The 23,449-nt window shown below is 72.0% G+C and carries 15 protein-coding genes; 2 read left to right on the forward strand and 13 right to left on the reverse strand.

What is annotated here, in order from left to right; genetic code table 11:
• Positions 1 to 38: 38 nt before the first annotated feature.
• Complete coding sequence (locus LUM46_RS18795; protein WP_274995943.1) at positions 39 to 1,898, reverse strand: VanW family protein; 1,860 nt, start codon at positions 1,896 to 1,898, stop codon at positions 39 to 41.
• Positions 1,899 to 1,914: 16 nt separating this feature from the next.
• On the opposite strand from LUM46_RS18795, the gene LUM46_RS18800 reads away from it, so the two are divergent.
• Positions 1,915 to 3,498 (forward strand): pentapeptide repeat-containing protein, encoded by a 1,584-nt coding sequence (locus LUM46_RS18800; RefSeq protein ID WP_274995945.1) that lies wholly within the window; start codon positions 1,915 to 1,917, stop codon positions 3,496 to 3,498.
• Positions 3,499 to 3,909: 411 nt separating this feature from the next.
• Here LUM46_RS18800 and LUM46_RS18805 read toward each other — a convergent pair whose 3' ends face one another.
• The gene (locus tag LUM46_RS18805) at positions 3,910 to 4,272 is read right to left on the reverse strand and encodes a hypothetical protein (RefSeq protein WP_274995947.1); all 363 of its coding nucleotides are present in this window, start codon (positions 4,270 to 4,272) and stop codon (positions 3,910 to 3,912) included.
• Positions 4,273 to 4,366: 94 nt separating this feature from the next.
• Between LUM46_RS18805 and LUM46_RS18810 the strand changes: the two genes are divergently transcribed.
• Positions 4,367 to 4,936 carry an LURP-one-related family protein gene (locus tag LUM46_RS18810; protein WP_274995949.1) on the forward strand — a complete coding sequence of 190 codons (570 nt, stop codon included), beginning with the start codon at positions 4,367 to 4,369 and terminating at the stop codon, positions 4,934 to 4,936.
• A 21-nt stretch (positions 4,937 to 4,957) separates the two neighbouring features.
• On the opposite strand, the gene LUM46_RS18815 is transcribed toward LUM46_RS18810, so the two are convergent.
• The 11 genes from LUM46_RS18815 to LUM46_RS18865 all read right to left on the reverse strand — a co-directional run bounded on the left by LUM46_RS18815 (position 4,958) and on the right by LUM46_RS18865 (position 23,341).
• On the reverse strand, positions 4,958 to 6,052 hold the full coding sequence (locus LUM46_RS18815; protein WP_274995951.1) for a PIG-L family deacetylase: 1,095 nt from the start codon (positions 6,050 to 6,052) through the stop codon (positions 4,958 to 4,960).
• A 94-nt stretch (positions 6,053 to 6,146) separates the two neighbouring features.
• The gene (gene typA / locus LUM46_RS18820; RefSeq protein WP_374726968.1) at positions 6,147 to 8,090 is read right to left on the reverse strand and encodes a translational GTPase TypA; all 1,944 of its coding nucleotides are present in this window, start codon (positions 8,088 to 8,090) and stop codon (positions 6,147 to 6,149) included.
• 239 nt (positions 8,091 to 8,329) lie between these two features.
• Positions 8,330 to 10,075, reverse strand: coding sequence for a dipeptide ABC transporter ATP-binding protein (locus tag LUM46_RS18825; RefSeq protein ID WP_274995953.1), 1,746 nt, complete (start codon positions 10,073 to 10,075; stop codon positions 8,330 to 8,332).
• Positions 10,072 to 11,034, reverse strand: a complete 963-nt coding sequence (locus LUM46_RS18830) for an ABC transporter permease (RefSeq protein ID WP_274995955.1) — start codon at positions 11,032 to 11,034, stop codon at positions 10,072 to 10,074. The genes LUM46_RS18825 and LUM46_RS18830 overlap by 4 nt, the downstream gene beginning before the upstream one ends.
• Positions 11,027 to 11,953 carry an ABC transporter permease gene (locus LUM46_RS18835; RefSeq protein WP_274995958.1) on the reverse strand — a complete coding sequence of 309 codons (927 nt, stop codon included), beginning with the start codon at positions 11,951 to 11,953 and terminating at the stop codon, positions 11,027 to 11,029. Before LUM46_RS18835 ends, LUM46_RS18830 begins: the two co-directional genes overlap by 8 nt.
• Before the next feature lie 152 nt (positions 11,954 to 12,105).
• On the reverse strand, positions 12,106 to 13,776 hold the full coding sequence (locus tag LUM46_RS18840) for a peptide ABC transporter substrate-binding protein (RefSeq protein WP_274995961.1): 1,671 nt from the start codon (positions 13,774 to 13,776) through the stop codon (positions 12,106 to 12,108).
• A 247-nt stretch (positions 13,777 to 14,023) separates the two neighbouring features.
• Positions 14,024 to 14,728: an ABC transporter ATP-binding protein gene (locus LUM46_RS18845; protein WP_274995964.1), complete on the reverse strand. Its 705-nt coding sequence runs from the start codon at positions 14,726 to 14,728 to the stop codon at positions 14,024 to 14,026.
• A complete protein-coding gene (locus tag LUM46_RS18850) occupies positions 14,725 to 15,699 on the reverse strand; it encodes an ABC transporter ATP-binding protein (protein WP_274995967.1) in 975 nt (324 codons plus the stop codon). The genes LUM46_RS18845 and LUM46_RS18850 overlap by 4 nt, the downstream gene beginning before the upstream one ends.
• Before the next feature lie 49 nt (positions 15,700 to 15,748).
• Positions 15,749 to 18,553: an FtsX-like permease family protein gene (locus LUM46_RS18855; RefSeq protein ID WP_274995969.1), complete on the reverse strand. Its 2,805-nt coding sequence runs from the start codon at positions 18,551 to 18,553 to the stop codon at positions 15,749 to 15,751.
• Positions 18,553 to 21,822 (reverse strand): FtsX-like permease family protein, encoded by a 3,270-nt coding sequence (locus LUM46_RS18860; protein ID WP_274995972.1) that lies wholly within the window; start codon positions 21,820 to 21,822, stop codon positions 18,553 to 18,555. The genes LUM46_RS18855 and LUM46_RS18860 overlap by 1 nt, the downstream gene beginning before the upstream one ends.
• Positions 21,823 to 22,033: 211 nt before the next feature.
• Positions 22,034 to 23,341 carry a citrate synthase gene (locus LUM46_RS18865; RefSeq protein WP_274995975.1) on the reverse strand — a complete coding sequence of 436 codons (1,308 nt, stop codon included), beginning with the start codon at positions 23,339 to 23,341 and terminating at the stop codon, positions 22,034 to 22,036.
• Positions 23,342 to 23,449: the final 108 nt, after the last annotated feature.

Raw genomic sequence — 23,449 nt, forward strand, 5'->3', positions numbered from 1 at the left:
GCGAAACCTACCGCCGGTCGGCCGTCCAGGCCTGACCGCTAGTCACACACCACCGGGTTGTCGGGGTTGTAGGAGTGGCTGAACGAGTTCTCCTTGGCCAGCTCGTCGCCCCGGTAGACCTTGCGGTTGATGCTGATGGAGAATCCGTCCTCACCGCCCGGGTACGGCTGGCAGTCCGCCGAGGAGTCGTGGACCACGGACGTGGGCACGACGTTCTGCTTGCCGCTGCTGGACTCCTCGACCCGGTAGTGCTTGGTGCTCCAGATCTTGACCCAGAGCTCGCCCCCCGCCACGTAGGACTGCATCACGGCGCCGTAGGGCGTGTCGTTCGTGAACTTCATGTCCTTGGCGCCCACGTAGATCGTGGCCTCGCGGCCCGCGGGGTAGCGGGGGAACCAGAACGAGTGCGCGTGATGCTCGACGTCCTCGTACCCGGCGAAGAAACCTGCGTTGAACGTGGTGGTGGCCATCTGCGACAGGCCACCGCCGACCGCCTCCACGTGCTTCCCGTCCTCGACCACGCCGGCGTCGAAGTACCCGTTCGCGAGCGTGATCGGCGCGAGGGCCTCCAGCAGCGAGAAGGTCTCACCCGGCTTGATCAGGTCACCGGTGATCATCTCGGCACCGCGCACCAGGTTCTGGGTGCGTACCGGCTCGTTGGTCAGCGGCGTGTGGAACTCCGAGACCACTTCCTTGACGCCCAGGGCCTCCAGTGACTCGACGGTCTCCGTCGGGTCCTGCTCGACGAGCTCGACCGACGTCTCCCGGTCGTCGCTCGTCGCGGCGACGCGCACGGCCTTGCCCGCCTCGGCGGGATCGAGCGTGGTGCCGGTCTTGCCCCCGACCACCGTCGGCTTGCCGCCGGCGAACTCGAAGTGGGCGTCGGACGGCACCTCCAGCAGGTTCTGGGTACCGTCGACGATGGCTTCGACCGTCGCCTCCCGGTCGACGATGGCGACGAGCCTGCCGTCGCGCTGCTCGAACCGGATCAGTCCGGCCAGCGTCTCGGGCGACAGCACCGGTGACTGGCCGCCGACCGACACCGTGACCGGCGCCGACACGACCTTCTGCGCCACCGCGAAGCTGTTGTCCGTCTCCTGCTGCGTGACCGCGGGCTCGACCGGCTCGACCGGCAGCTCGAACGGGCCCTCCTGGACGATCCAGCGCTCCTGGATGATCCGCGCGGTCTCGCTCGCGACGACCCGTGAGCCCTCCTTCGCGTCGGTCTTGACCGGCTGTCCGTCGACGAACGAGACCGACCCGTCCACGGGCTCGACCGCGAGGGACTCCTCGAGGCCCGCCACCGCGGCGTCGAACTTCTTCTGGTCGACGGCGAGGACGAGCTCGTGCTCGGAGCCGCCGAACATGTGCGCCCACATCCGCGTCGGGCTCAACGAGAACTCGGTGAGCTCCGCCGCCGTCGCCTCGGCGTCGATCGCGAGACCGCTCGGCTCCGGGGAGAGCTGGGCCTTGCCCTCTCCCGCGGTGAGCTCGATCGGCTCCTTGACCCGCGGGGCGAGCTGCTCGGTGAGCGCGGCCGCCGCCTCGGTCTGCGTCATGCCGCCGACGTCGACGCCCGCCACCGTGGTGTCGCGCGGCGCCTTGTCGCTCACACCCCACGCCACCAGGGCGTAGACGGCGAACAGCACGACCACGGCCAGCACGGAGAGCAGCGCGATCTTGGGTCCCCGGCTCGGGGCGCCGTCGCCGGAGAGGCCGAAGAACTCGCCCTCGCCGGACGCTCCCTGGCCGTGCGGGCCACCGGAGCCGTGCGGACCGCCGGGACCGCCCGGTCCACCGGGACCCTGCGGTCCGCCGAGCGCCTGCGCGGAGGTGGTCTGTGGCGCCCCTTCCGGACGCACCGGCGCCCAGCGCGTACCGGCCAGTGGGCGCGACACTCGCTGGATCGCTCCGGTGAGCGGCTTCAGGAAGGAGTTCTGGCCCGCCTCCGGCGGCCGCACCGCACCCGGGCCTGGACCCGGAGGCACCGCATCCTGCTGCGGAAGGAGCGAACGAGGCGGCACCGACGGCGGGGCCGGCGGTGTGGGCGGTGTGGGCGGTGGTGTGGACGGTGCTGCGGCAGTGCTCGCCGCTGCGCCGGCCGCTGCCGAGGTTCCGGCGGCCGCCGCCGCTGCGGTGGCGGCTGCGGCACCGGCACCTGTCGTGCCCGATGCCTGCTGCCCAGGCACCGCTGTCCCCGGCGCAGGGGCGCTCGGCGCCGCCGTGCTGGGCGCCGCCGTGCTGGGCGGCTCGGTGCTGGACGGCTCGGTGCTGGACGTCTCTCGGCCGGGGCGCGCGGCGCTCGGCGTGCTGGTGCTCGACGTGCTGGCGCTCGGCCTGCTGGTGCGCGGCACCGGAGTGCTCGATTCCGGCTTGCCGGCCGTGGCCTCGGCTACCGTCGCCGGGTCGGGCGTGGCGTCCTGCGGGGTCGAGCCCACCGGGCCGTCCGACGAGCCGGCCCTGGGGCCGGCGACGGGAGCGCGACCTGAAGGAGCAGGAGCGGCCGGGGCAGGACCTGTGGGAGCAGGAGCAGTTGGTGCAGGACCAGTTGGTGCAGGACCAGCGGGGGCCGGTCCGGCTCCCGCGGCACCGGCCGCGGCCGCCGCCGCTCCTGCCGCACCGGCTGCCATTCCCGCGGCGCCGAGGGCCCCTGCCGCGGGCGCCGAGCTTCCGGACGCTGAGCTGTCGGGGGCAGAGCTGTCGGGGGCAGAGCTGTCGGGCGCAGAACTGTCGCGGGCAGAACTATCAGTGGCAGAGCTGTCGGAAAGGGGTTCCGCCGAAGCGGCCGGCGTCTCGTCCGCGGCCTTGCCGGTGCCCGTGACGGCAGCGGACTGCGCTGCGGGCGCTGCCGCCGCAGGCTCGGCCGGCGTCGCGGGCACGGCCTGGGGTGGCGTGGCCAGGGCTTCCGCGCCGTCCGCCGCGGGCGCCGTCTTGGGCGGACGGTCGAACGCGAAGACGCGCGGCGTGTACCCCTTCCTCGGCGCCGCTGCCTTGGTCTGCGGCGTCGCCAGCTTCTCCACGACGGTCTGCAGCACTGCGACCGGGTCAGGCTCATCGGCGGTCGGCGCGGCCTGCTCGTCCGACGGCTTGCTCTGCGCGGAGCCGGTTGCGGGCTTGTTCGGTACCTCCGGTTTGTCCGGCGGCGCAGCCTTGTCAGCCACCCGAGGCTCGCTCGGCGGCGCAGCCTTGCTCGGCGCAGCCTTGCTCGGGGCCGCCTTGCTCGGCGCAGCCGGCTGGGGAGCCGTGGGCTCGGCCGACGGGTCGGGCTCGCCAGAAGCCTCCGGCGTGCTCGACGGCGCGGGCTCGGCCGACGGGTCGGGCTTGCTCGGTGTGTCGGCCGGCACCTCGGCGTCCGCTCCGGTGCTGCTGGGGGCGTTCTCGGGTGCCGCAGACGCTGCTGCGGGCGGCACGACGGGCGGGCGCGGGGCCTGGGGGGCCTCGGACTGCTCCGAAGGGGTCACGGGCTGGGCCTTCTCTGGGGATCTGGGGGCCGGCTGAGCGGTCGGGTGACCGGCCGGTACTGAGGATTGCGCTGCCCCGGGGTCGGTCAGTCGTACGGGGGGCTTCGCCGGCTGTCTCGGCACGCTGCCAGGGCGCGTCCGAGACAAGCGGGGAGGCGTCACCGGGGCAGGCTTCGTCCCGGCGCTCTCGTCTGACGTCGGCTCGAGCGGTTCGTCACGCTCGGTCGGCTGACCCATCGGCACGCTCCGTGCAACTACCCGAGACGCGGGCTCTCCGCGTCCCCAAGGGCGCACCTGACCTGCGGCGAATCCGCTGGACGGGGTCGCCCTGCCGGGCATCCTATCCAGCGAGAATCCTGCCCAAGGCCGCGTACCGGGCGCCCCGAGGTGGAGGTTGTGTATCAATCCTGACCACCATCCTGAACCAGCCTGCGAAGGACCGCAGACGTCAGGCAGCAGGCCGGTCTCGGCGTGCTGGCACCTCGGCGAACCACGACGACGGCAGGAACGCGACGACCGCCAGGACCGCCACACCCGCGTACGACCAGACCATGCCCAGCGCGCCCGCCGGGACAACGACGTCGCCCCCGGAACCGGGCAGCGACAGGGCCTGCACCATGGCGACCCAGCCGACCCCGAATCCCAGCAGCGTGCCGTAACCCGCCCAGGCGCGTGCGAGCACGCCTGCCGCGGCCGTCAGAGCCAGCGCGAGAACCAGGCCGAGGTACCAGGACTCGTCGCCGAACCGGTGCACCACCGTCCCGAGGCCGCCCATGACCACGCCGAGCAGCACGGCGAGCACTGTGCGCACGATCGTTCGTCCCAGGTGACGTCGGGGTGAGTTCACCCCACCATTGTCCAGCATTCACCTGGGAGGACACTGCGAATGTGCCACACTCCGGCGGGTGAATACGCTCCAGGCACAGACACGGCTCATCGTTCGACAGCGCATCCGCATGATGGTCAACCAGTACGAGGTGCACGGGGCCAACCCCGACGGCACCGAGGGCGAGCTCTACGCGTTCGCGCAGCAGAAGCGCATGGCCTTCCGCGAGCAGGTGACGCTCTACACCGACGACACCAAGCGCGAGCCGGTCCTCGGGTTCAAGGCCCGCCAGATGATCGACCTCGGCGCCACCTACGACGTCGTCGACGGTGGTGGAGCCCCGGTCGGCTCGTTCCGCAAGGACTTCGCCAAGTCGCTGCTCCGCACCACCTGGCACGTCGAGCAGCCCGGGCTGGGCACGGCTACCGGGGCCGAGCGCAGCATGATGGTCGCGATCATCCGCCGGTTCAGCGAGATCGACTGGCTGCCCTACCACTTCGACTTCCTGATCGACGGCCAGCCGGCGTTCTCCGTGGAGAAGAAGTGGGGCCTGCGTGACCGGTACGTCGTCAACATCCACGACCCGCGCATCGACCGTCGGCTCGTGACCGCCATGGCGATCGGCCTGGACGCTCTCCAGGAGCGCTGACCGGGCGGTGGCCCCACAGGCCTATCCCGTCGACCCGACGAGGTAGGTCTCGAACGTGAGGATCGGGGCGAGCACGCCGTTGGACAGGGCATACCACCCGGCGACCACATCTTCGGGCCGCGCGAGGACCGTAGCGTGCTGGACCTGCGAGGCATGAGCCCGCAGCCCCCCGACAACCCGCCCGACGACTCCCGCGATGTCCACCCGCACCACCCGGCCGGACCGCGTGATCGGCAGGACGTCAGATGATCGGCAGCCCGAGCTGCCGACGACCTGACCTTCTGCCGACCACGCGGCGAGGTCGGGTCTCGCCAGCGGGGGCAGCGGGACCGTCGGGTCCGGGAACGTGAGGGATTCCGGTGCGGTGAGTGCGGTCGCCTCCGGGTGGGCGGCGAGCGTCGCTCGTGCCGACCGCAGCTCGTCCGCCGGCACGACGGCCTGCCACAGCTCGGCGCCGGCCCAGGGCGCGGCCCACCGTTCGACGACGGCGTCCGGCGCGCCCTCCCCCACCGGCGCGCCTCCGCCGTCGGGCCACCAGGCCGGGTCCGCGGCGAGCTCGAGCGCCCGCACCGTCACCTGGTGCGCGCGCACGTGGTCGGGGTGTCCGTAGCCACCGCCGGGCTCGTACGTGGCGACGACGGCGGGCCGCCGCGCGCGGACCAGGGTCGCGAGCCGGCCGGCGGGCTCGTCGAGCGGCACCCGCGCGAACGCCGTCGGCGGGGAGTCCGGTGCCGGGCCGGCGACGCCGGGCGCCACCCAGGTCATGCCCGAGTCCTCGTAGCGCACGCCGCCTGACGCGTCCGGCACACGGCTCGACCCGCTCACTCGAGGGCCCGGCAGCGGGAGCGTGTCCAGGAAGGCGTGCTCGACCGCACCGTCGCCGCCGCCGCCCAGCTGTGTCAGGGCAGCGGCCAGCTCGGTCTCGCGGTAGGCGCCGAGCGCCGGTCCGTCGCCCTCGAGGCCGGCGCGGCCCTCCGACGTCGTCCCCGGAAGGGCGATGACCTCACCCCGTTCCCCGCGGGTGCAGGTCACCACGCACGCCGGCCGCCCGGCCGCCGCGAAGGCGGCCAGCAGCCCACCGGTGGTCAGCGTCTCGTCGTCCGGATGAGCATGCACGGCCAGCAGCCCACCCAACGCACTGAGTGCTGGATATTCGTCCCTGGAACGAGCATCCATGGGCGAATATCCAGCACTCAGCGAAGCGTGGCGGTCAGTTGCGCTTGGCCCGGGCCGTCGCACGGGCACGGTCCGTGGCGTTGAGCAGCACCTTGCGGATGCGCACGACCTCGGGCGTGACCTCGACGCACTCGTCCTCCTGCGCGAACTCGAGCGACTCCTCGAGCGTGAGCTTGCGCGGCGGGATCAGGTTCTCGAAGTTGTCCGCGCTGGCGGAGCGCATGTTCGTCAGCTTCTTTTCCTTGGTGATGTTGACGTCCATGTCCTCGTTGCGCGAGTTCTCGCCGACGATCATGCCCTCGTACACCTCCTGCGTGGGCTCCACGAAGAAGGAGCCGCGCTCCTGCAGGTTGATCATGGCGAACGGCGTGACCTTGCCGGCGCGGTCGGAGACGAGCGAGCCGGTCATGCGCGACTCGATCGGGCCGTGCCAGGGCTCGTAGCCCTCGGAGATCGAGGCCGCGATACCGGTGCCCCGGGTGTCCGTGAGGAACTGCGTGCGGAAGCCGATGAGGCCGCGCGCCGGAACCATGAACTCCATGCGGACCCAGCCGGTGCCGTGGTTCGTCATGGTCTCCATGCGGCCCTTGCGCTGCGCCAGGAGCTGCGTGACGGAGCCGAGGTACTCCTCGGGCACGTCGATGGTCATCCGCTCCATCGGCTCGTGCAGCTTGCCGTCGATCGTCTTGGTGACGACCTGCGGCTTGCCGACCGTGAGCTCGAAGCCCTCGCGGCGCATCTGCTCGACGAGGATGGCCAGGGCCAGCTCACCACGGCCCTGCACCTCCCAGGCGTCGGGGCGCTCGGTCGGGAGGACCTTGAGCGAGACGTTGCCGACGAGCTCGGCGTCGAGGCGGTCCTTCACCTGGCGGGCGGTGACCTTGTGGCCCTTGCCGCCCTTGCCCGCGAGCGGACCGGTGTTGATACCGATGGTCATCGAGATCGCCGGGTCGTCGACGGTGATGAGCGGCAGCGGGCGCGGGTCGTCGACGTCCGTGAGGGTCTCGCCGATCATGATGTCCGCGATACCGGCAACGGCGACGATCTCACCGGGGCCGGCCTTGTCGGTCGGCACACGGTCGAGCGCCTTGGTCTCCAGCAGCTCGGTGATCTTCACGGTCTGCAGCGAGCCGTCGTGGCGGGCCCACGCGACGTTCTGGCCCTTGACCAGGGTGCCGTTGTGGATGCGCAGCAGCGCGAGACGGCCGAGGAACGGCGACGCGTCGAGGTTGGTGACGTGCGCCTGCAGGGGCATGTCCTCCTCGTAGGTCGGCGCCGGGGTCTTCTCGAGGATGGTCGCGAACAGCGGCTCGAGGTCCTCGTTGGCGGGCAGGCCGCCGTCGGCGGGCTGCTCGGTGGAGGCGCGGCCGGCCTTCGCCGACGCGTACACGACGGGGACGTCGAGGATGGCGTCCAGGTCGAGGTCCTCGACCTCGTCGGACAGGTCGCTGGCCAGGCCGAGCAGCAGGTCGGTGGTCTCGGCGACGACCTCGGTGATGCGTGCGTCCGGACGGTCCACCTTGTTCACCACGACGATGACGGGCAGCTTCGCCGCCAGCGCCTTGCGCAGCACGAACCGGGTCTGGGGCAGCGGGCCCTCGGACGCGTCGACGAGCAGCACGACACCGTCCACCATCGACAGGCCGCGCTCGACCTCGCCGCCGAAGTCGGCGTGGCCCGGGGTGTCGATCACGTTGATCGTGATGCCGTCGGGCTCGCCGCTCGCCGCGGCCGCCGGGCCGGAGTACCGGATGGCGGTGTTCTTGGCGAGGATCGTGATGCCCTTCTCACGCTCCAGGTCGCCCGAGTCCATCACGCGGTCCTCGAGGTGCTGCCGGGCGCCGAACGACCCGGACTGCCGCAGCATGGCGTCCACGAGCGTTGTCTTGCCGTGGTCGACGTGGGCCACGATCGCGACGTTTCGCAGGTCGGATCGGGTCGCACGGACCGAGGTCGGCGCGGTTGCAGGCACGGTCACGGAGCACTCATTTCCAGAAGGGAGGTCAGGGGCGCGGACTCTGGCCCGAAGCGGACCGGTCTCGCAGCACCACCCATCCTACCCGCGAATCGAAATCACCAGGTGTCGACCGTGTCACTGTTCCGAGAACACCCCGTGCCGAGGTAGTCATCTGGCGAGGTGGTCACGTGGCGAAGTAGTACTACCTCGCTACATGACCACCTCGCCAGATGACTACCTCGGCCGGGGTCGTGCGGGCGTCAGCCGCCGATCTCCAGGCTCGCACCCGGGATGGCCGCCAGCAGGTCCTGCGTGTACTGCTGCTGCGGGTTGTCGAACACCTCGTCGGTGGTCGCGTGCTCCACGATGCTGCCGTCCTTCATCACGGCCACGAGGTCGGCGATCTGCCGCACGACCGCGAGGTCGTGCGTGATGAAGAGGTAGGACAGCCCCAGCTCGGCCTGCAGGTCGTTGAGCAGCGTGAGGATCTGCGCCTGGACCAGCACGTCGAGCGCCGAGACGGCCTCGTCGAGCACGAGCACCTCGGGCTCGAGCGCCAGCGCACGCGCGATGGCGATGCGCTGCCGCTGGCCGCCCGAGAGCTCGTTCGGGAACCGGCGCATGGTCGCCTGCGGCAGGGAGACCATGTCGAGCAGGTCGCGGACGCGCGCCTCGCGGGACTTGCGGTCGCCCACCCGGTGCAGGGCGAGCGGCTCCTCGATGGACCGGAAGACCGAGTACGTCGGGTCCAGCGACCCGTACGGGTTCTGGAACACCGGCTGCACCCGACGGCGCAGCGCGAACTGCTCCTTCCGGGACATCTTCGCCACGTCCTTGCCGTCGAACAGCACCGTGCCCGACGTCGGTTCGAGCAGTCCCAGCACCATGTTGGCCGCCGTGGACTTGCCGGAGCCCGACTCGCCCACCAGGGCGAGGGTGTGGCCCTTGGGCAGCGCGAAGTCGATGCCGTCGACCGCCGTGAAGTCGGAGTGCGCGCCCGGTCGGGAACCTCGGATGTGGAAGACCTTGGTCAGGTCCTTCGCCACGACGACGTCCGACACCGTGGCCTCGACCTCGTCCGCGTGGCCCGCGAGCAGGTCCGCGGCCTCCGTGCCGCGCTCGTGCGCGGACTGGATGCGACGCGACGCCAGCGACGGCGCCGAGGCCACGAGCCGCTTGGTGTACTCGTGCTGCGGGTCCTGGAGGATCTGCGCCGCCGGGCCGGACTCCACGATCTTGCCCTTGTACATCACGATGAGGTGCTCGGCGCGCTCCGCCGCCAGGCCCAGGTCGTGCGTGATGAACAGGACGGCGGTGCCGAGCTCGGCGGTCAGGACCTCCAGGTGGTCCAGGATCTTCTTCTGCACCGTGACGTCCAGGGCGGAGGTCGGCTCGTCGGCGATCAGCAGCTTCGGCCGCGAGGCCAGGCCGATCGCGATGAGCGCACGCTGGCGTATACCACCGGAGAACTCGTGCGGATACTGGCGGGCCCGGCGCGTGGCGTCGGGCAGGCCGGCCTCGCCGAGCAGCTCGGCGACACGCGCCGTCCGCTCCGCCTTGGAGCCCTGGAAGCCGTTCGCGACCAGGGCCTCGTCGATCTGCGTGCCGATGCGCCACACCGGGTTCAGGTTCGACATCGGGTCCTGCGGCACCAGGCCGATCTCGCTCCCGCGCAGGTCCTCGGTCTCCTTGCGGTTCAGGCCGACGAGCTCGCGTCCGCCGAACGTGATGGACCCGCCGGTCACCTTGCCGGTGCCCGGCAGCAGGTCGATGATCGCGTGCGCGGTGGTCGACTTGCCCGACCCCGACTCCCCCACGATGGCCACGGACTGGCCCGGGTAGACGCTGAGGTCCACGCCGCGCACGGCGTCGACGGTCCCGGTGGCCGTGGTGAAGGAGATCTGCAGGTCACGGATCTCGAGCAGCGGACTGCCGTCCTCACGCTTCTCGGCGGGCACCGGGGCATCCTCGGTGGATCCGTCGGTGAGGCTGATCGTGGTGGTCATCGCTTCCTCGCCTTCGGGTCGAGGGCGTCGCGCACCACGTCGCCCATCATGATGAAGCCGAGCACGGTGAAGGCGAGCGCTGCGGCCGGGTAGAACATGATGTCCGGGTTGGTGCGGATCGAGCTCCGCCCGGTGGACAGGTCACCGCCCCAGGACACGGTGGACGGGTCCAGGCCGATGCCGAGGAACGTCAGCGTGGCCTCGGCCACGATGAAGGTGCCGAGCGCCACCGTGGAGTACACGATGATCGGCGCTGCCGAGTTGGGCAGCACGTGCCGCCAGAGGATTGCGGCACGACTCATGCCGAGCGCCTTGGACGCCGTCACGAACTCGTTGTTCTTGACGCTCAGGACGGCACCGCGGGTGATACGGGCGATGGTCGTCCAGCCGAAGGAGGCGAGCACCAGGGCCACCGCCAACGAGGTGCGGGTCGGCACGATGCTGAGGATCACGATCGCGGCGAGCACGAACGGCACCGCGAAGAAGACGTCCGTGATGCGCGACAGGATCGTGTCGGTCCAGCCGCCGTAGTAGCCGGCGATGGCGCCGATCGTGGTGCCGAGCACCACGACGAAGCTCGTAGTGAGCACGCCGACCAGCACTGACGCGCGCGCACCGAACAGCGTGCGGGCATAGATGTCACAGCCGTTCCGGTCCGTTCCGAAGATGTGCTCGCTCGACGGCGGAAGCAACGAGCTGCCCAGTTCACATCCCGAGCGGGGCAGCAGCGACGTGAAGGCACCGGGGACGATCGAGATGACGACCACCACCAGGATCATGAAGGCCGAGATCCAGAACAGCGGACGGTGGCTCATGTCCCGCCAGGCTTCACGCCACATGCTCGTCGGCGCCTCGTCCACCGAGACGGCGTCGACCACGCCGACGGTGACGTCCTCGGGTGCGGCCACGAAGTGGCCCTGGCCCGGACGCGGGGCCTTGTCGTAGCGGTTCTCAGGCATAACGAATCCTCGGGTCCAGGACGGCGTACAGCAGGTCCACGAGCAGGTTGGCGACGATGTAGACGAGCACGATCACCGTGGACATCGTCACGATCGTGACGGACTCACCACGCTGGATCGCCTCGAAGAGCGTTCCGCCGACACCACGGATGTTGAAGATGCCCTCGACGACGATCGAGCCGGTCATCAGGTTGCCCAGGTCCACGCCGATGAAGGTGACGACAGGGATGAGCGAGTTGCGCAGCACGTGCCGGCTGGTCACCTTGTCGCGCGACAGTCCCTTGGCGCGCGCGGTGCGAACGAAGTCGGCGGTGACGTTCTCGATCACCGAGGTGCGGGTGAGCCGCAGGATCTGCGCGAACGACGTCGTCGCGAGCACCACGGCGGGCATCAGCAGACTGATGAAGTCGGGATCTCGGCCGGCGGTGACGGGCAGCCAGTCGAGACGGACCCCGACGACGATCTGCAGCACCAGGCCGGTGACGAACGTCGGCAGCGCGATGAGCAGGAGGCTCAGCACGAGCACGCTGGAGTCGAAGAACTTGCCCTTGCGCATGCCGGCGAACAGGCCGAAGCCGATGCCGAAGATCGTCTCGATGGCGAGTGCCATGAGCGCGAGCTGGAACGTGATCGGCAAGGCCTCTACCACGACCTCCGCCACCGGACGACCGGTGAAGGTGTCGCCGAGGTCGAACGTGAAGATGCCCTTCAAGTAGTACAGGTACTGCACGAAGAACGGCTGGTCCAGGTGGAACTGGGCGCGGATCTGCTGCTGCACGGCTTCGGGCAGCCCACGCTCACCGCCCAGTCCGGCCACGGGGTCACCAGGGCGCAGGAACACCAGCGCGTACAGCAGCAGGGTGGCGCCGAGAAACACAGGGATCACCTGCAGTAGCCGGCGACCGAGATACCAAAGCATCGAAGATTCTCCTTGGGCGGTTTCAGCGAACCATTCTCCCGGACAACTTTCCGGCAGTGCGCCACGACACAGTGGAAGGCGGGGTACGCATCACGCGTACCCCGCCTCACCTGGAGCGAAGCGTCACGCCGGAGGTCCAGGCGTGATCAGGCTCACTCCGACTTGGTCACCTGGTACAGCAGCGGGTCGCTGTCCCAGCCGAACACGACGTTGTCCACGGCCTCGGACCAGCCGCCGGTCGCGTTGTTGTACCACAGCGGGATGCCCGGCAGGTCCTGGAACAGGATCGTCTGGGCCTCCTTGTACAGCTCGATCGCCGCGTCGGGGTCGGACTCGCCGGCCGCCTCGTCGAGCTTGGCGTCGAACTCCTCGCTCGAGTAGCCCATGTCGTTCGAGCCGGCGCCCGTGCCGTAGATCGGGCCGAGGAAGTTGCTCATCGCCGGGTAGTCGGCCTGCCAGCCGCCACGGAAGAGACCCTTGATCTGCTCGTTGTCACGCGCGTCGAGGAACTCGTCGAACGTGGGGTACGCGTCGAACTCGCAGTCGATGCCGAGCGTGTCGCGGATACCGTTGCAGGTCGGGTCGATCCAGGACTGGTGGTCGCTGTCCGCGTTGGACGCGATGTACAGCGGCTCGTCGCCCCAGGGCTCGATCGCCTCGGCCTCGTCCCAGAGCCGCTTGGCCTCTTCGGGGTTGTAGTCGAGCACCTCGTTGCCCTCGAGGTCATCGCTCCAGCCGTTGATGACGGGAGAGGTGAAGTCGGTGGCCGGGGTACGCGATCCGGAGAAGACGGTCTCGGTGACCTGGTCCCGGTCGATGGCCATGGAGATGGCCTGGCGGCGCAGCAGGCCGGCCTCGCCCTGGAAGCCCTCGACGTACTCGGGGACGTTGATGACCTGGATGACGGCGGCGGGCTGGTTGACCGCACGGTCACCCAGCTCCTCCTCGAACGTGCCGAACGCCGACGCCGGGACGTTGGTGACGATGTCCAGGTTGCCGTCGAGCAGGTCGTTGTACGCCGAGTCCTCGTCGGTGTAGGCGACCAGGTCGACACCACCGTTCTGGACCTCGCGCTCACCCGCGTACGAGTCGTTCGGGCGCAGCTCGATGAGCCTGTTGTGCTCCCACGTGTCCAGGACGTACGGGCCGTTGCCGATCGGCTCCTCGCCGAAGGCCTCGGGGTCGTCGTGGAACGACTCGGGCAGCGGGTAGAAGGCCGAGTAGCCCAGGCGCAGCGGGAAGTCGGACTCCGGCTGCGCGAGCGTCACCTGGAGCTCGGTCTCGCTGACCGCCTCGAGACCGGACATGGTCTCGGACGCGGGCACCTCGCCCTCCTTGGGCGCGCCGTCCTTGTCCAGCTGGTCCTCCGCGAACTGGACGTCCGTAAAGCCCTCGATGGGCTCGAAGAAGTAGCTCAGGTTCTGCGCGTTCGGGGCGTAGGCACCGTAGTTCCACGCGTCGACGAAGCTCTGCGCCGTGACCGGCGTGCCGTCCGAGAACGTCCACCCGTCCTTGAGCGTGATGGTCCAGACCTTGTTGTCCTCCGACTCGATCGACTCGGCGACCTCGTTGTGCACGACGCCCTCGGCGTCGTAGTAGACCAGGCCGGCGAAGACGTTGCTCGTGACCTTGGACCCGAAGGTCTCGTTGGTCATCGTCGGGATGATCGGGTTCTGCGGCTCACCGTTGCCGACCGTCACGATGCCCGTGCTGTTGCCGTCGCCCGTGTCGTCGCCGCCGCCGCCACCGCCACAAGCGGTCAGCACGAGCGACGAGGCAAGGGCGAATGCGCCGAGCCCCACAAGTCGCTTTCGAGGTGTCACGTGTCCTCCTGGGTAGCAGTTCACCCCGGTCCGACGGGTTGCCGTCCGGAGCGATGCGGACGCTTCTTTGCGCCCAGTGATAACAGACCTAACGTAGTCGCTCCACCCAGATGCCGATGACCACCTCACAGGAAACGCCACCGAGTTGTGACCATCTCGGTACGTGCGGGTAACACTCGGTAACAGTTCTGACCAGGTGGTTCTCATGACCGTAACAAACGCGCGGAGGGGGCGTTGACCAGGAAATTCACCCGTTGCCCCGGTCCACCACCTGCCCGTCGTGCAGCTCCACCACACGGTCCGCCCGGGCCATCAGCTCCGGGTCGTGCGTCGACACGACGGCGGCGACACGCCGATCGTGCACCACCCGTGCGAGCAGGTCCATCACCACCGCGGCGGTCCCGGAGTCGAGCTGTCCGGTGGGCTCGTCCGCGAGCAGCACCTCGGGCTCGGCCACGAGCGCGCGGGCGATGCCCACGCGCTGCTGCTGACCGCCCGAGAGCTCGTACGGCCGCTGCTTGGCGTGCCCGGCCAGCCCGACGGCGTCCAGCGCGGCGGCCACCCGCTCCGCCCGCTCGGCCGGCGGGGTGCGCCGCAGCCGCAGCGGCACCTCCACGTTCTCTGCCGCGGACAGCACGGGCACCAGCCCGAACGACTGGAACACGTAGCCGATCCGCTCCCGCCGGGCGGTGAGCACCGCCTTCTCCCCCAGCGCCGTCAGCTCGGCATCGCCCAGCCACACGCTGCCCGACGTCGGACGGTCCAGGGCGCCCAGCAGGTTCAGCAGCGTCGTCTTGCCCGAGCCGGACGGGCCGCGCACCACGAGCAGCTCGCCCGCCGCGACCTCGAGCGACGCGTCCGACAGCGCGCGCACCTCGCCTGCCCCGGTCCCGAACACCCGGGAGAGGCCTTGCGCGCGCAGCACGGTGCGCGCCGGGGCGGTGGCGGTCATCGGTCCTCCTCGCTCGTCCGCTGGATCGCCGGGGCCGGCGCCGCGGCAGGCGCCGCCGGCCAGACGCCCACGTGGTCCGGCTCGAGTGCCAGCCGCACCCGGTCGCGCAGGTCGAGCGCGTGCACGAAGTCCTGCGGCAGCTGCAGGCGGCCCACCCGGTCGAGCACCGCGAACTCCTCCGACACGTGCCGCGCCTGCCCGTGCTCGTCGGTCTCCGTGCGCCGCAGCGTCTCCGTCGAGGTGCGGCCGTCGCGGATCTGGACGGTGCGCGCCACGTGCTCGGACACCGTCGGGTCGTGCGTGACGACGAGCGTGGTCACGCCCGTCTCGCGGTTCACGCCGCGCAGGGCCTCCAGCACCTCGACGGAGGTGGCCTCGTCCAGCTCACCGGTGGGCTCGTCCGCCAGCAGCACGCGCGGGTTGTTCGCCACGGCGACGGCGATCGCCGTCCGCTGCTGCTCCCCGCCGGACATCTCACCCGGGCGCCGGCCGGCCACGTGGCCGACCTCCAGCAGCTCGAGCAGCGCCTCGACCCGGCGGGACCGCTCGCGGCGCGGCAGCGCGCCCGCCAGCTCCAGCGGGAGCCGTACGTTCTCGCTCGCCGTGAGGTACGGCAGGAGGTTGCGCGAGGTCTGCTGCCAGACGAAGCCGACGGTCGACCGCTGGTAGCGCACCCGCTCGGCGTGCCCCATGGTCAGCAGGTCGGTGCCGGCCACCACCGCGGACCCACCCGTCGGCGTGTCCAGACCGGAGAGGATCGTCAGCAGCGTGGACTTGCCGGACCCGGACGCGCCGACGACGGCGACGATCTCCCCCGGGTCGACGCTCAGCGTGAGGCCCTGCAGGGCCTGCACCTCGACGCCGTCGGTGGCGAAGATCCGGACCAGGTCGCCGCACCGGATCTCGCCGCCGCCCGCCGGCTCGGCCGACGACGGCGCGCCGCCGCCCGTCAGCTCGAAGGTCGTGCTCATCGGGTCTCCTCTCGGACGCCTGGGTCCACGGTCGTCATGTCAGTCATCGTCAGTCGTCGCCGCCCATCCGGAGCTGCGCGGCGACCTCGCCGCGCCGGCTCAGCGCCGCCGCGACGCCGACGGAAGCGAGCACCACCACGACGAACCCCGCGGCGGCCGCACCGAGCAGCAGCGGGTCGTACCGGGGTGCGGGCTGCAGGGTGCCCCCGGTCAGCGCCGTGACGTCCACCGCGGCCAGCACGAGCGACGGCACGGCCATGCCGAGCACGGCACCCACCGCGAGCGCCACCACCGTCCACGGCCCGATCTCCCAGCCGACGAGCCCGCGCCCCTGGCGTGGCGACAGGCCGAGCGTCTGCAGCACCGCGAGCAGCCGGGCGCGGGCGGGCGCGGCGAGCATCAGCGTCATCACGACCGCCGCCGAGCAGAGCAGCCCGGCGAGCAGCACCGCCAGCACGAAGGCGACGACCAGGCCGCCCGAGACGGGCGACGACAGCAGCTCCTCTGCCTCCTGGTCCGGGTCCTCCACCACGGACGACGGCAGCAGGCGCGTGATCTCGGCGGTGACTGCGGAGCGGTCGGCGTCGTCGGCCAGGTCGACGAGCGCGAGCCGCGCGTAGGCGGTGTCGCCCGTGCCCGCGGTGAGCCGCTCCATGTCGGCGAGGACGAGGGAGCGGCCGGCGGGCAGGCCGGGCAGCTCGTCGACCACGTCGACCACCGTCACGGGGACGCTGCCCTCCTGGGTCGCGAGCGTGATCCCGGTGCTGCCCGGGCCGACGCCAGGTCCGGCGGCCGACCGGGTGAGGATCACGGGCACGGCGTCCTCCGCCCCGCGAGAGCCGGTCGCCCGGGTCAGCTCGTCGAGCGTCTCGGGTGCTCCGGCCACGTCGGCCTGGGCGATCGCGAGCGCCGCCGCGTCCACCGTGTAGACCTTGGCTCGTGGGGACGCGCTGTCGCTCTGCAGCACTCCGTCGCCCAGGTCGCTGACGGGGACGACCGCCTCGACGCCGTGGATCCCACCGATCTGCTCGGCCGCCGGCTCGTCGACGATCGGGCCGGAGATCCGGAGATCGGCGCCGGTCGCGCGCCAGGCCTCACGCACCACTCCGCCGGCGACCGTCGAGTACAGCACCGCGGAGGTCGCTGCGACGGACACTGCGAGGACGAGCGCGACCGCCGGGACGGGGCCTCCGGCGGGGTCGCGCGTGGCGCGGGCGGCGCCGAGGAACGGGACGAGGTCGCGCCGTGGTGCGAGCGCCCGCTCGACCGCGAGCGCGATCCAGGGGTAGGCGCGCACGGCGAGCAGGGTGAGCGCGAGCGACACCAGCAGGGGCGCGGCGGCCACCAGCGGGTCGACGCCGGTCGCGGCGCCCGAGCCGGCCACGACCCCGCGGGAGAGCAGGAGCCAGGTGGCGAGCGCCGCACCTGCGACGACCAGCACCTCGAGCACCCAGCGCAGGCGGCTGCGCGAGCGGGGCGTGAGGTCTGCCCGGTTGGCTCGGAGCCCGGCGGGGGACGTGGCGAGGGCGAGCGCGACGGCCGGAGCGAGCCCGGCCGCGAGGGCGAGCGCCACCTGGCCGGCGGTGACCGGGGCGTCCACCCCGAGGCCCGCGGAGAGCGCGAGACCGGCCGCGAACCCGGCGATCGCCGAGCCGAGCCCCACGACGAGTCCTTCCCCACCCATGAGCAGCCGGAGCTGCGTCCCGGACGCCCCGCGGGCGCGCAGCAGCGCGAGTGCCGGACGGCGCCGGTCCACGACGAGCCGCGCGCCGAGGGCGAGCACGGCGACGGTGGCCCCGAGCGGCCCGACGGTGAGGACCGCGAGGATCGCGTCGACGCCGGTCCGTTGCGCGAGCAGGCGTTCCAGGATGTCGCTGAGCCGGGTGTCGGGCCGGAGCTGGACCGGCGCGGGGTCGTCCGGCCCTGCCGCGACGGGGATCACCGTGGTCGAGAGCCCGTTGGCCTGGGAGAGGAGCAGGGGCACGTCGGCGGCCGTCACGGCGTCGGCGCTGACCGGGTACCAGACCCGGGTCTCGGCCCAGCCAAGGGTCAGGGGCACGAGCATGGCCGGGTTGACGTAGACGGCGGCGGTGCCCAGGAGGCCACGGTTCGGGTCGCTGAGCACGTTCGGTCGCGCGGCCAGGCTGTGGTGCAGCCAGTAGTCGGCGTCCGGGTCGGCGGTCTCGAAGATGCCGGTCACGACCAGCCTCGGGTAGCGGTCCGAGAGGGAGACGACGCCCGATCCACCGAGCGTGTCGTACTCGCCGCCGAGCTCCCAGCCGTACGTGTCGGCGACAGCGCGCGATACGGCGACCTCGAACGGACGGGCGCCGTTCCTCGGCGTCGGGGCCGGCCAGCGGCCCTCGACGAGCTCCGTGTGGTCGGCCAGGTCGGGTGCCGAGCGGAAGAGGGCCTTGGCCTCGGCCAGCTCCGACGCGGGCACCGGGTCGGTGTAGGCCAGGTCCATCGCGCTCACGTGGAAGTCGGGCTCACCCATCGTCGAGCGCAGCGGCTCCGGCGTCTCGGTGCGTACGGCGTCGAGGTTGGCGAGGAACGGCGACCAGTCGGGCTCGGCAGGGGTGCCCACGGCGGGCTCCTCGTCCGGGTCGAAGTACATCTGGACCGGCGGCTCTCCGGGAACCGCCCCGACGACGGAGATGATGTCTCGTGCCGGCCCCGAGGCCTCGGCCGTCTCGTGGGCCACCTGGTCCGCGTGCATGGTCGCGACGGCGCGCGGCGCGGTCGACAGGACTCCGGCCGCGAGAAAGGCGACCACGCCGAGCGTCGCCGTGGCGCCCCACGATGTGCGCAGCTGGCGCCGCGCGAGCAGGCCCAGCCCGGACAGTGCGCCCATCAGCGGACCTCCTCGCGGTAGGTGGTGTCCCGGGCCTGCGCGGCGACGCGCCCGCCCACACCTGCGGCGACCAGGACGAGGCCGGCCACCGCCGCGGCCAGCACCAGGCTGGTCCCCGTGGTCTCCAGGACGAAGCGGGCGGGCGGTGCGGCGTCGATGCCGGTGAGCGTCGCGGCTGCGAGACCGCCGGCCACGAACCGGGCGACGCCCCACCCCGCGACGGCCCCGACCGCGAGCGCCACCAGGCCGACGGCGATCAGCTCCGCGACGCGCGCCCGCGCCTGGGCGACGGGGCCGAGCCCGACGGCGCGCAGCACGATCACCTCGCCGCGCCGCTCACGCAGGGTCGCCACGGCGACGGCGAGCACGCCGGCCAGGGCGAGCACCGTCGCGCCGGCGGTGGCCAGCCAGAACGAGACCCGTACAGGACTCGCCGTGTCGGTGGTGCCGTAGCCCGGTGTCGTGACGGTCGGCTGCTCGCGGACGGTGTCGCCGGTGGCCTCTGCCTCCGCGGTCGCGTCCTGGGCCAGGCGCGCCACGGCACCGGCGGGGGCGGTGGCGCCGGGCGGCCCCGCGGCCAGCCAGACCTCGCTCGTGAGGACCGGGTCGCTCACGTCCCGGACGAGCGCCTCGGCGAGCGCGCCCCGGTCCAGCAGGGCGGCGTACGGCTCGAGCGCGCCGGGCACCGTGCCCGACGACGCGACGGCGACCACCGCCAGGCGTGTCCCGCCGAGCGTGAGCTCGAACGTGTTTCCCGGGTCGATGCTCAGCGCCTCCGTCAGCGACGACGAGACGAGGAGCGGGATCGGGTCCGGTTCGGGTGTGGTGAGGAGGCGCAGCCTGTTGGCCCCCGTCGCGCCGTCGCCGAGCGGCATGGTGAGCTCGATCCGGCCGGGCGGTGCGTCGGGGCTCAGCTCCAGACCGTCGGCCCCGTCGAACGTCTCGGATCGTGTCCACCCGGGCACGTCCACGGGTGCTCCGCCCGCCGTGAGACCAGCCACGGACAGCTTCCCGTCGGCCATCGACCAGCCGGGCTCGGTGTCCACGTCCAGGGCGGCGATGCGCCAGGCCTGACCCGCCGGGGCCGGCGGCACCTCGGCGGACAGCTCGTGGGTGGTCGGTTCGGGGCCGAGGGTGCTGCCGGTGCCGTCTCCTTCCGTGAGCCGTCCCAGCTCGACCGTGGTGATCGTGCCGTCGGGCGCAGCGAGCAGGATGGACACGTCCAGCTCGTGCCGCGGCCCGCCCGCGGGCGTGACCGTGCCCACGACCGGGCGGATCCAGCCGCTCACCGTGAGCTCGACGTCGCGGGCGCCGTCCGGGAGCGCGGGGGCGGTGCCGAACGCGTCGCCGGCCAGGTCGCCGGCCACCCGGTCGACGTCGAGCACCTCGTCGGGCGCGCGCATCACCGTGGGCAGCGCGGCCGCCGGCAGGGCGAGCATCGTCACGGGGCGCCCGTCGGAGTAGGCGGTGGCGGCCAGCGCGGGGGCCGCGGCGACGGCGTCCGGGACCGCGCGCGCAGCACCCGCACCGTCCGGCAGGTAGGGCGCCGGGTCGAGACGCCCGTTCTCGCGCGCCGTGACCCGCACATCGGTGCCGTTGGCGAGCACGTCGACGTCGGCCCGCAGCCGCTCGGCGGTACCGGTGTACCCGCCGGCCAGGGTCGCGGCGCCACCCGCGAGCACGAGAAGGACCACCGGCACCACGAAGACGACGAGCCGTCGGGCCACCTGTCGTGCCGCCAACGGTCCGACGGCGCCGCGCGACCGGCCGGCGAGTGCCGCCCACAGGCGGGTGGCGGGGCCGAGCACGGCCATCGCCGCCACGCCGAGGGCGGCCAGCGCGAGGGCAGGCGCCGCGGCGGCCGCCGGGTCGGTGCGGGCGCCGTCAGGCGTGGTCAGGAGAGGCGAGCCGTAGCGCAGCAGCTGCGCCACGCTCACCGCGGCGGCGGCCACCGTCAGCACCACCGTCCCCAGGGCCGCGACCTGGCGCACGCGTCCCGAGCGGTCGGTCACCTGGCGGCGCACTGCTGCGTGCGCTTGCAGCGCCGCGACCAGCACGAGCGTCGCGGCCGCCACGACGGCGACCGCGAGCGACACCGCCACCGGCGTCACGGCGGAGACGGCGGCGCCGGAGTCGGACCGGGCGACCATCCCCAGCGCGGCCCACGCCGCGGCCCCGCCCGCCGCCGCGGCGGTCAGTGCCAGCAGGGCTCCCTCCGCGGCGGCCGCCGCCGTCACCGTCCCGGGCGCGGCGCCGCGCGAGACGAGCAGCGCGACCTCTCCCTCCCGGGTGGCGGCCAGCAGCCGTGCCACCTGGACCAGTGCGACCAGGCCCACGAGCGCCAGCAGGCAGAGCGGCACCAGGGCGACGGCGTCCGCGGCGTCCAGCCCGGCCGCGAGGTCGGCGGCCGTCGTGTCGAGCGTGCCGGTGACGGTCAGTCCGAGGGGCGCCACGGAGGAGTCTTCTTCCAGGCCGCGCTCGGCCTCGGCGGTGAGCGCCGCGAGAGCGGGCAGGTCCCCCGGGGTGAGGGCGGAGCCGTCGGGCACGACCGTCCAGCGCGCGAACGGATCGGTGTCCAGGGCGTCCAGCACCTTCTCGGTCACCACCACCGGGCCGGGATAGGCGCCGTCCGACCCCGTCAGCGTCGCGGGATCGCCCAGCCAGACCGCGGCGTCGGGGTCCGTGACCCGCCAGGTCGCCGCGAGGGTGAGCGGCGTGCCGCTGGCCCGCGGGCTGTCGGGGTCGACACCGAGCCGGACCGTGTCACCGATCGCCAGGCCGGCCGCCTCCGCCGCGTCGGCCTGCACCGCCGCCTCGTCGGCCGCGGCGGGCCACGCCCCCTCCACGAGCGTGACACCCGTGGCGCCCGCGCCCGCCAGCGCTTCCGCGCGCGACGCGGCCGGCAGGAGGGCCACCGACCAGCGGCCCAGGTCCTCCCCCGCACTGCCCCGGGTGTAGAGCGGCTCGGTCCGTACGCCGTAGGCGATGTCGTGCGGCACGCCGTCGAGCAGGTCGGCCAGCACCTGCTGGACCTGGGCGTCCTGCGCGTCGGCCGCGGCGCCGTCCGCCATCCGGGTGGCGAGCTGCACCGCCCGGCCGGACGGCTCGGCGGCCGCGAGCCCGTCGCGGGCACCAGCGGTGGCGGCGGCCTGCGTCCAGCCGACGGTCACGCCCAGCGTCCCCGTGAGCACCGCCACCAGGAGCCAGACGAGCGCGAGCAGCCCGCGGTGCGCCGTCGTCCGGCGGGCAAGGAGGGTGGCTCGACTCACGGAGCCAAACTAGCCCCGCCCTATGACACCGACGACAAAAGTATCGCCGCCCAGGGCAACGATCAGGTCACGCTCCCACCACCCGCCCGAGGTAGTCATCTGGCGGGGTAGTCGTACAGCGAGGTAGTCATGCAGCGAGGTAGTCACCCGGGGTGAACCGGGTGACTACCTCGCTACGTGACGACCTCGCCAGGTGACTACCTCGACGGGGTCAGCGCAGGGCTACCGGGGCGAACGGGCGCTCCGTAGCACCTGTGTACACCTGGCGGGGGCGCCCGATCTTCGTCTGCGGGTCCTTCTTCATCTCGCGCCACTGGGCGATCCAGCCGGGCATGCGGCCCAGCGCGAACAGCGGCGTGAACATGGCGGGCTCGAAGCCCATGGCCTTGTAGATGAGGCCGGTGTAGAAGTCGACGTTCGGGTAGAGCTTGCGCTCCACGAAGTAGTCGTCCGAGAGGGCGATCTCCTCGAGGCCGCGCGCGATGTCGAGCAGCTCGTCCTTGGCGCCGAGCTTCTCCAGCACCTCGTCGGCGGACTTCTTCACGATCGCGGCGCGCGGGTCGTAGGACTTGTACACGCGGTGGCCGAAGCCCATCAGGCGCACGCCGTCCTGCTTGTTCTTGACCTTGTCCATGAAGGTCTCGACGGTCTCGCCACCCGAGCGGATCTTCTCGAGCATCGTCAGCACCGCCTCGTTGGCGCCGCCGTGCGCCGGGCCGGACAGCGCGTTGACGCCCGCGGCCACCGACGCGTACAGGTCCGCGTTGGACGAGCCCACCACCCGGACGGTGGACGTGGAGCAGTTCTGCTCGTGGTCCGCGTGCAGGATCAGCAGCGTCTCGAGGGCGGACACGATCGTCGGGTCGGCCTCGTAGGCCTCGTACGGCGTCGCGAACGTCATGCGCAGGAAGTCCTCGACGTACCCGCGCGAGTAGTCCGGGTAGAGCAGCGGCTCGCCCACCCGGCGACGGTGCAGGTAGGACGTGATGGTGCGGGTCTTGGCGAGCAGCAGCACGGTGGCCAGGTCGACCTGCTCGTCGTCAGCGGGGTCCAGCGACTCCGGGTAGAACGTCGACAGCGCGTTCACCGCGGAAGCGAGCACGGCCATCGGGTGCGCGTTCCGGGGGAAGGTGCCCATGAACGTGCGGAAGTCCTCGTGCACCAGGGTGTGCCGGTTGACCCGCTCGGTGAACGCGTCCAGCTCCGCGGGGCTGGGCAGCTCACCGTAGATGAGGAGGTAGGACACCTCGAGGAACCCCGAGCCGGCGGCCAGCTGGTCGATCGGGTACCCGCGGTAGCGCAGGATGCCGGCATCACCATCGATATACGTGATCGCTGACTCGCACGACGCCGTGTTCATGAAGCCCGGATCAACCGTGACCAGGCCGGTGTCCTTGAGCAGCGACGACACGACGATGCCGTCATTGCCCTCGCTCGCGGCAACGACAGGCAGGGTGTGAGAGGTTCCGTTGACGGCGAGCTCGACGCGGCTCGAGCCGTCCACCGGTGTGGAGGTCATGTCTTCCTTCCTGGATGGCGCACGAGGGACGCTGCTGTGAAGAAAGCTGTCGGACAGCGTCGACCTGGGGCACGACAGTATCGCGCCCAGCTCTTTTTTTTCCAATCC

The sequence above is a fragment of the Promicromonospora iranensis genome (assembly GCF_028994805.1).
In the GTDB taxonomy this organism is placed as follows: Bacteria; Actinomycetota; Actinomycetes; order Actinomycetales; family Cellulomonadaceae; genus Promicromonospora; species Promicromonospora iranensis.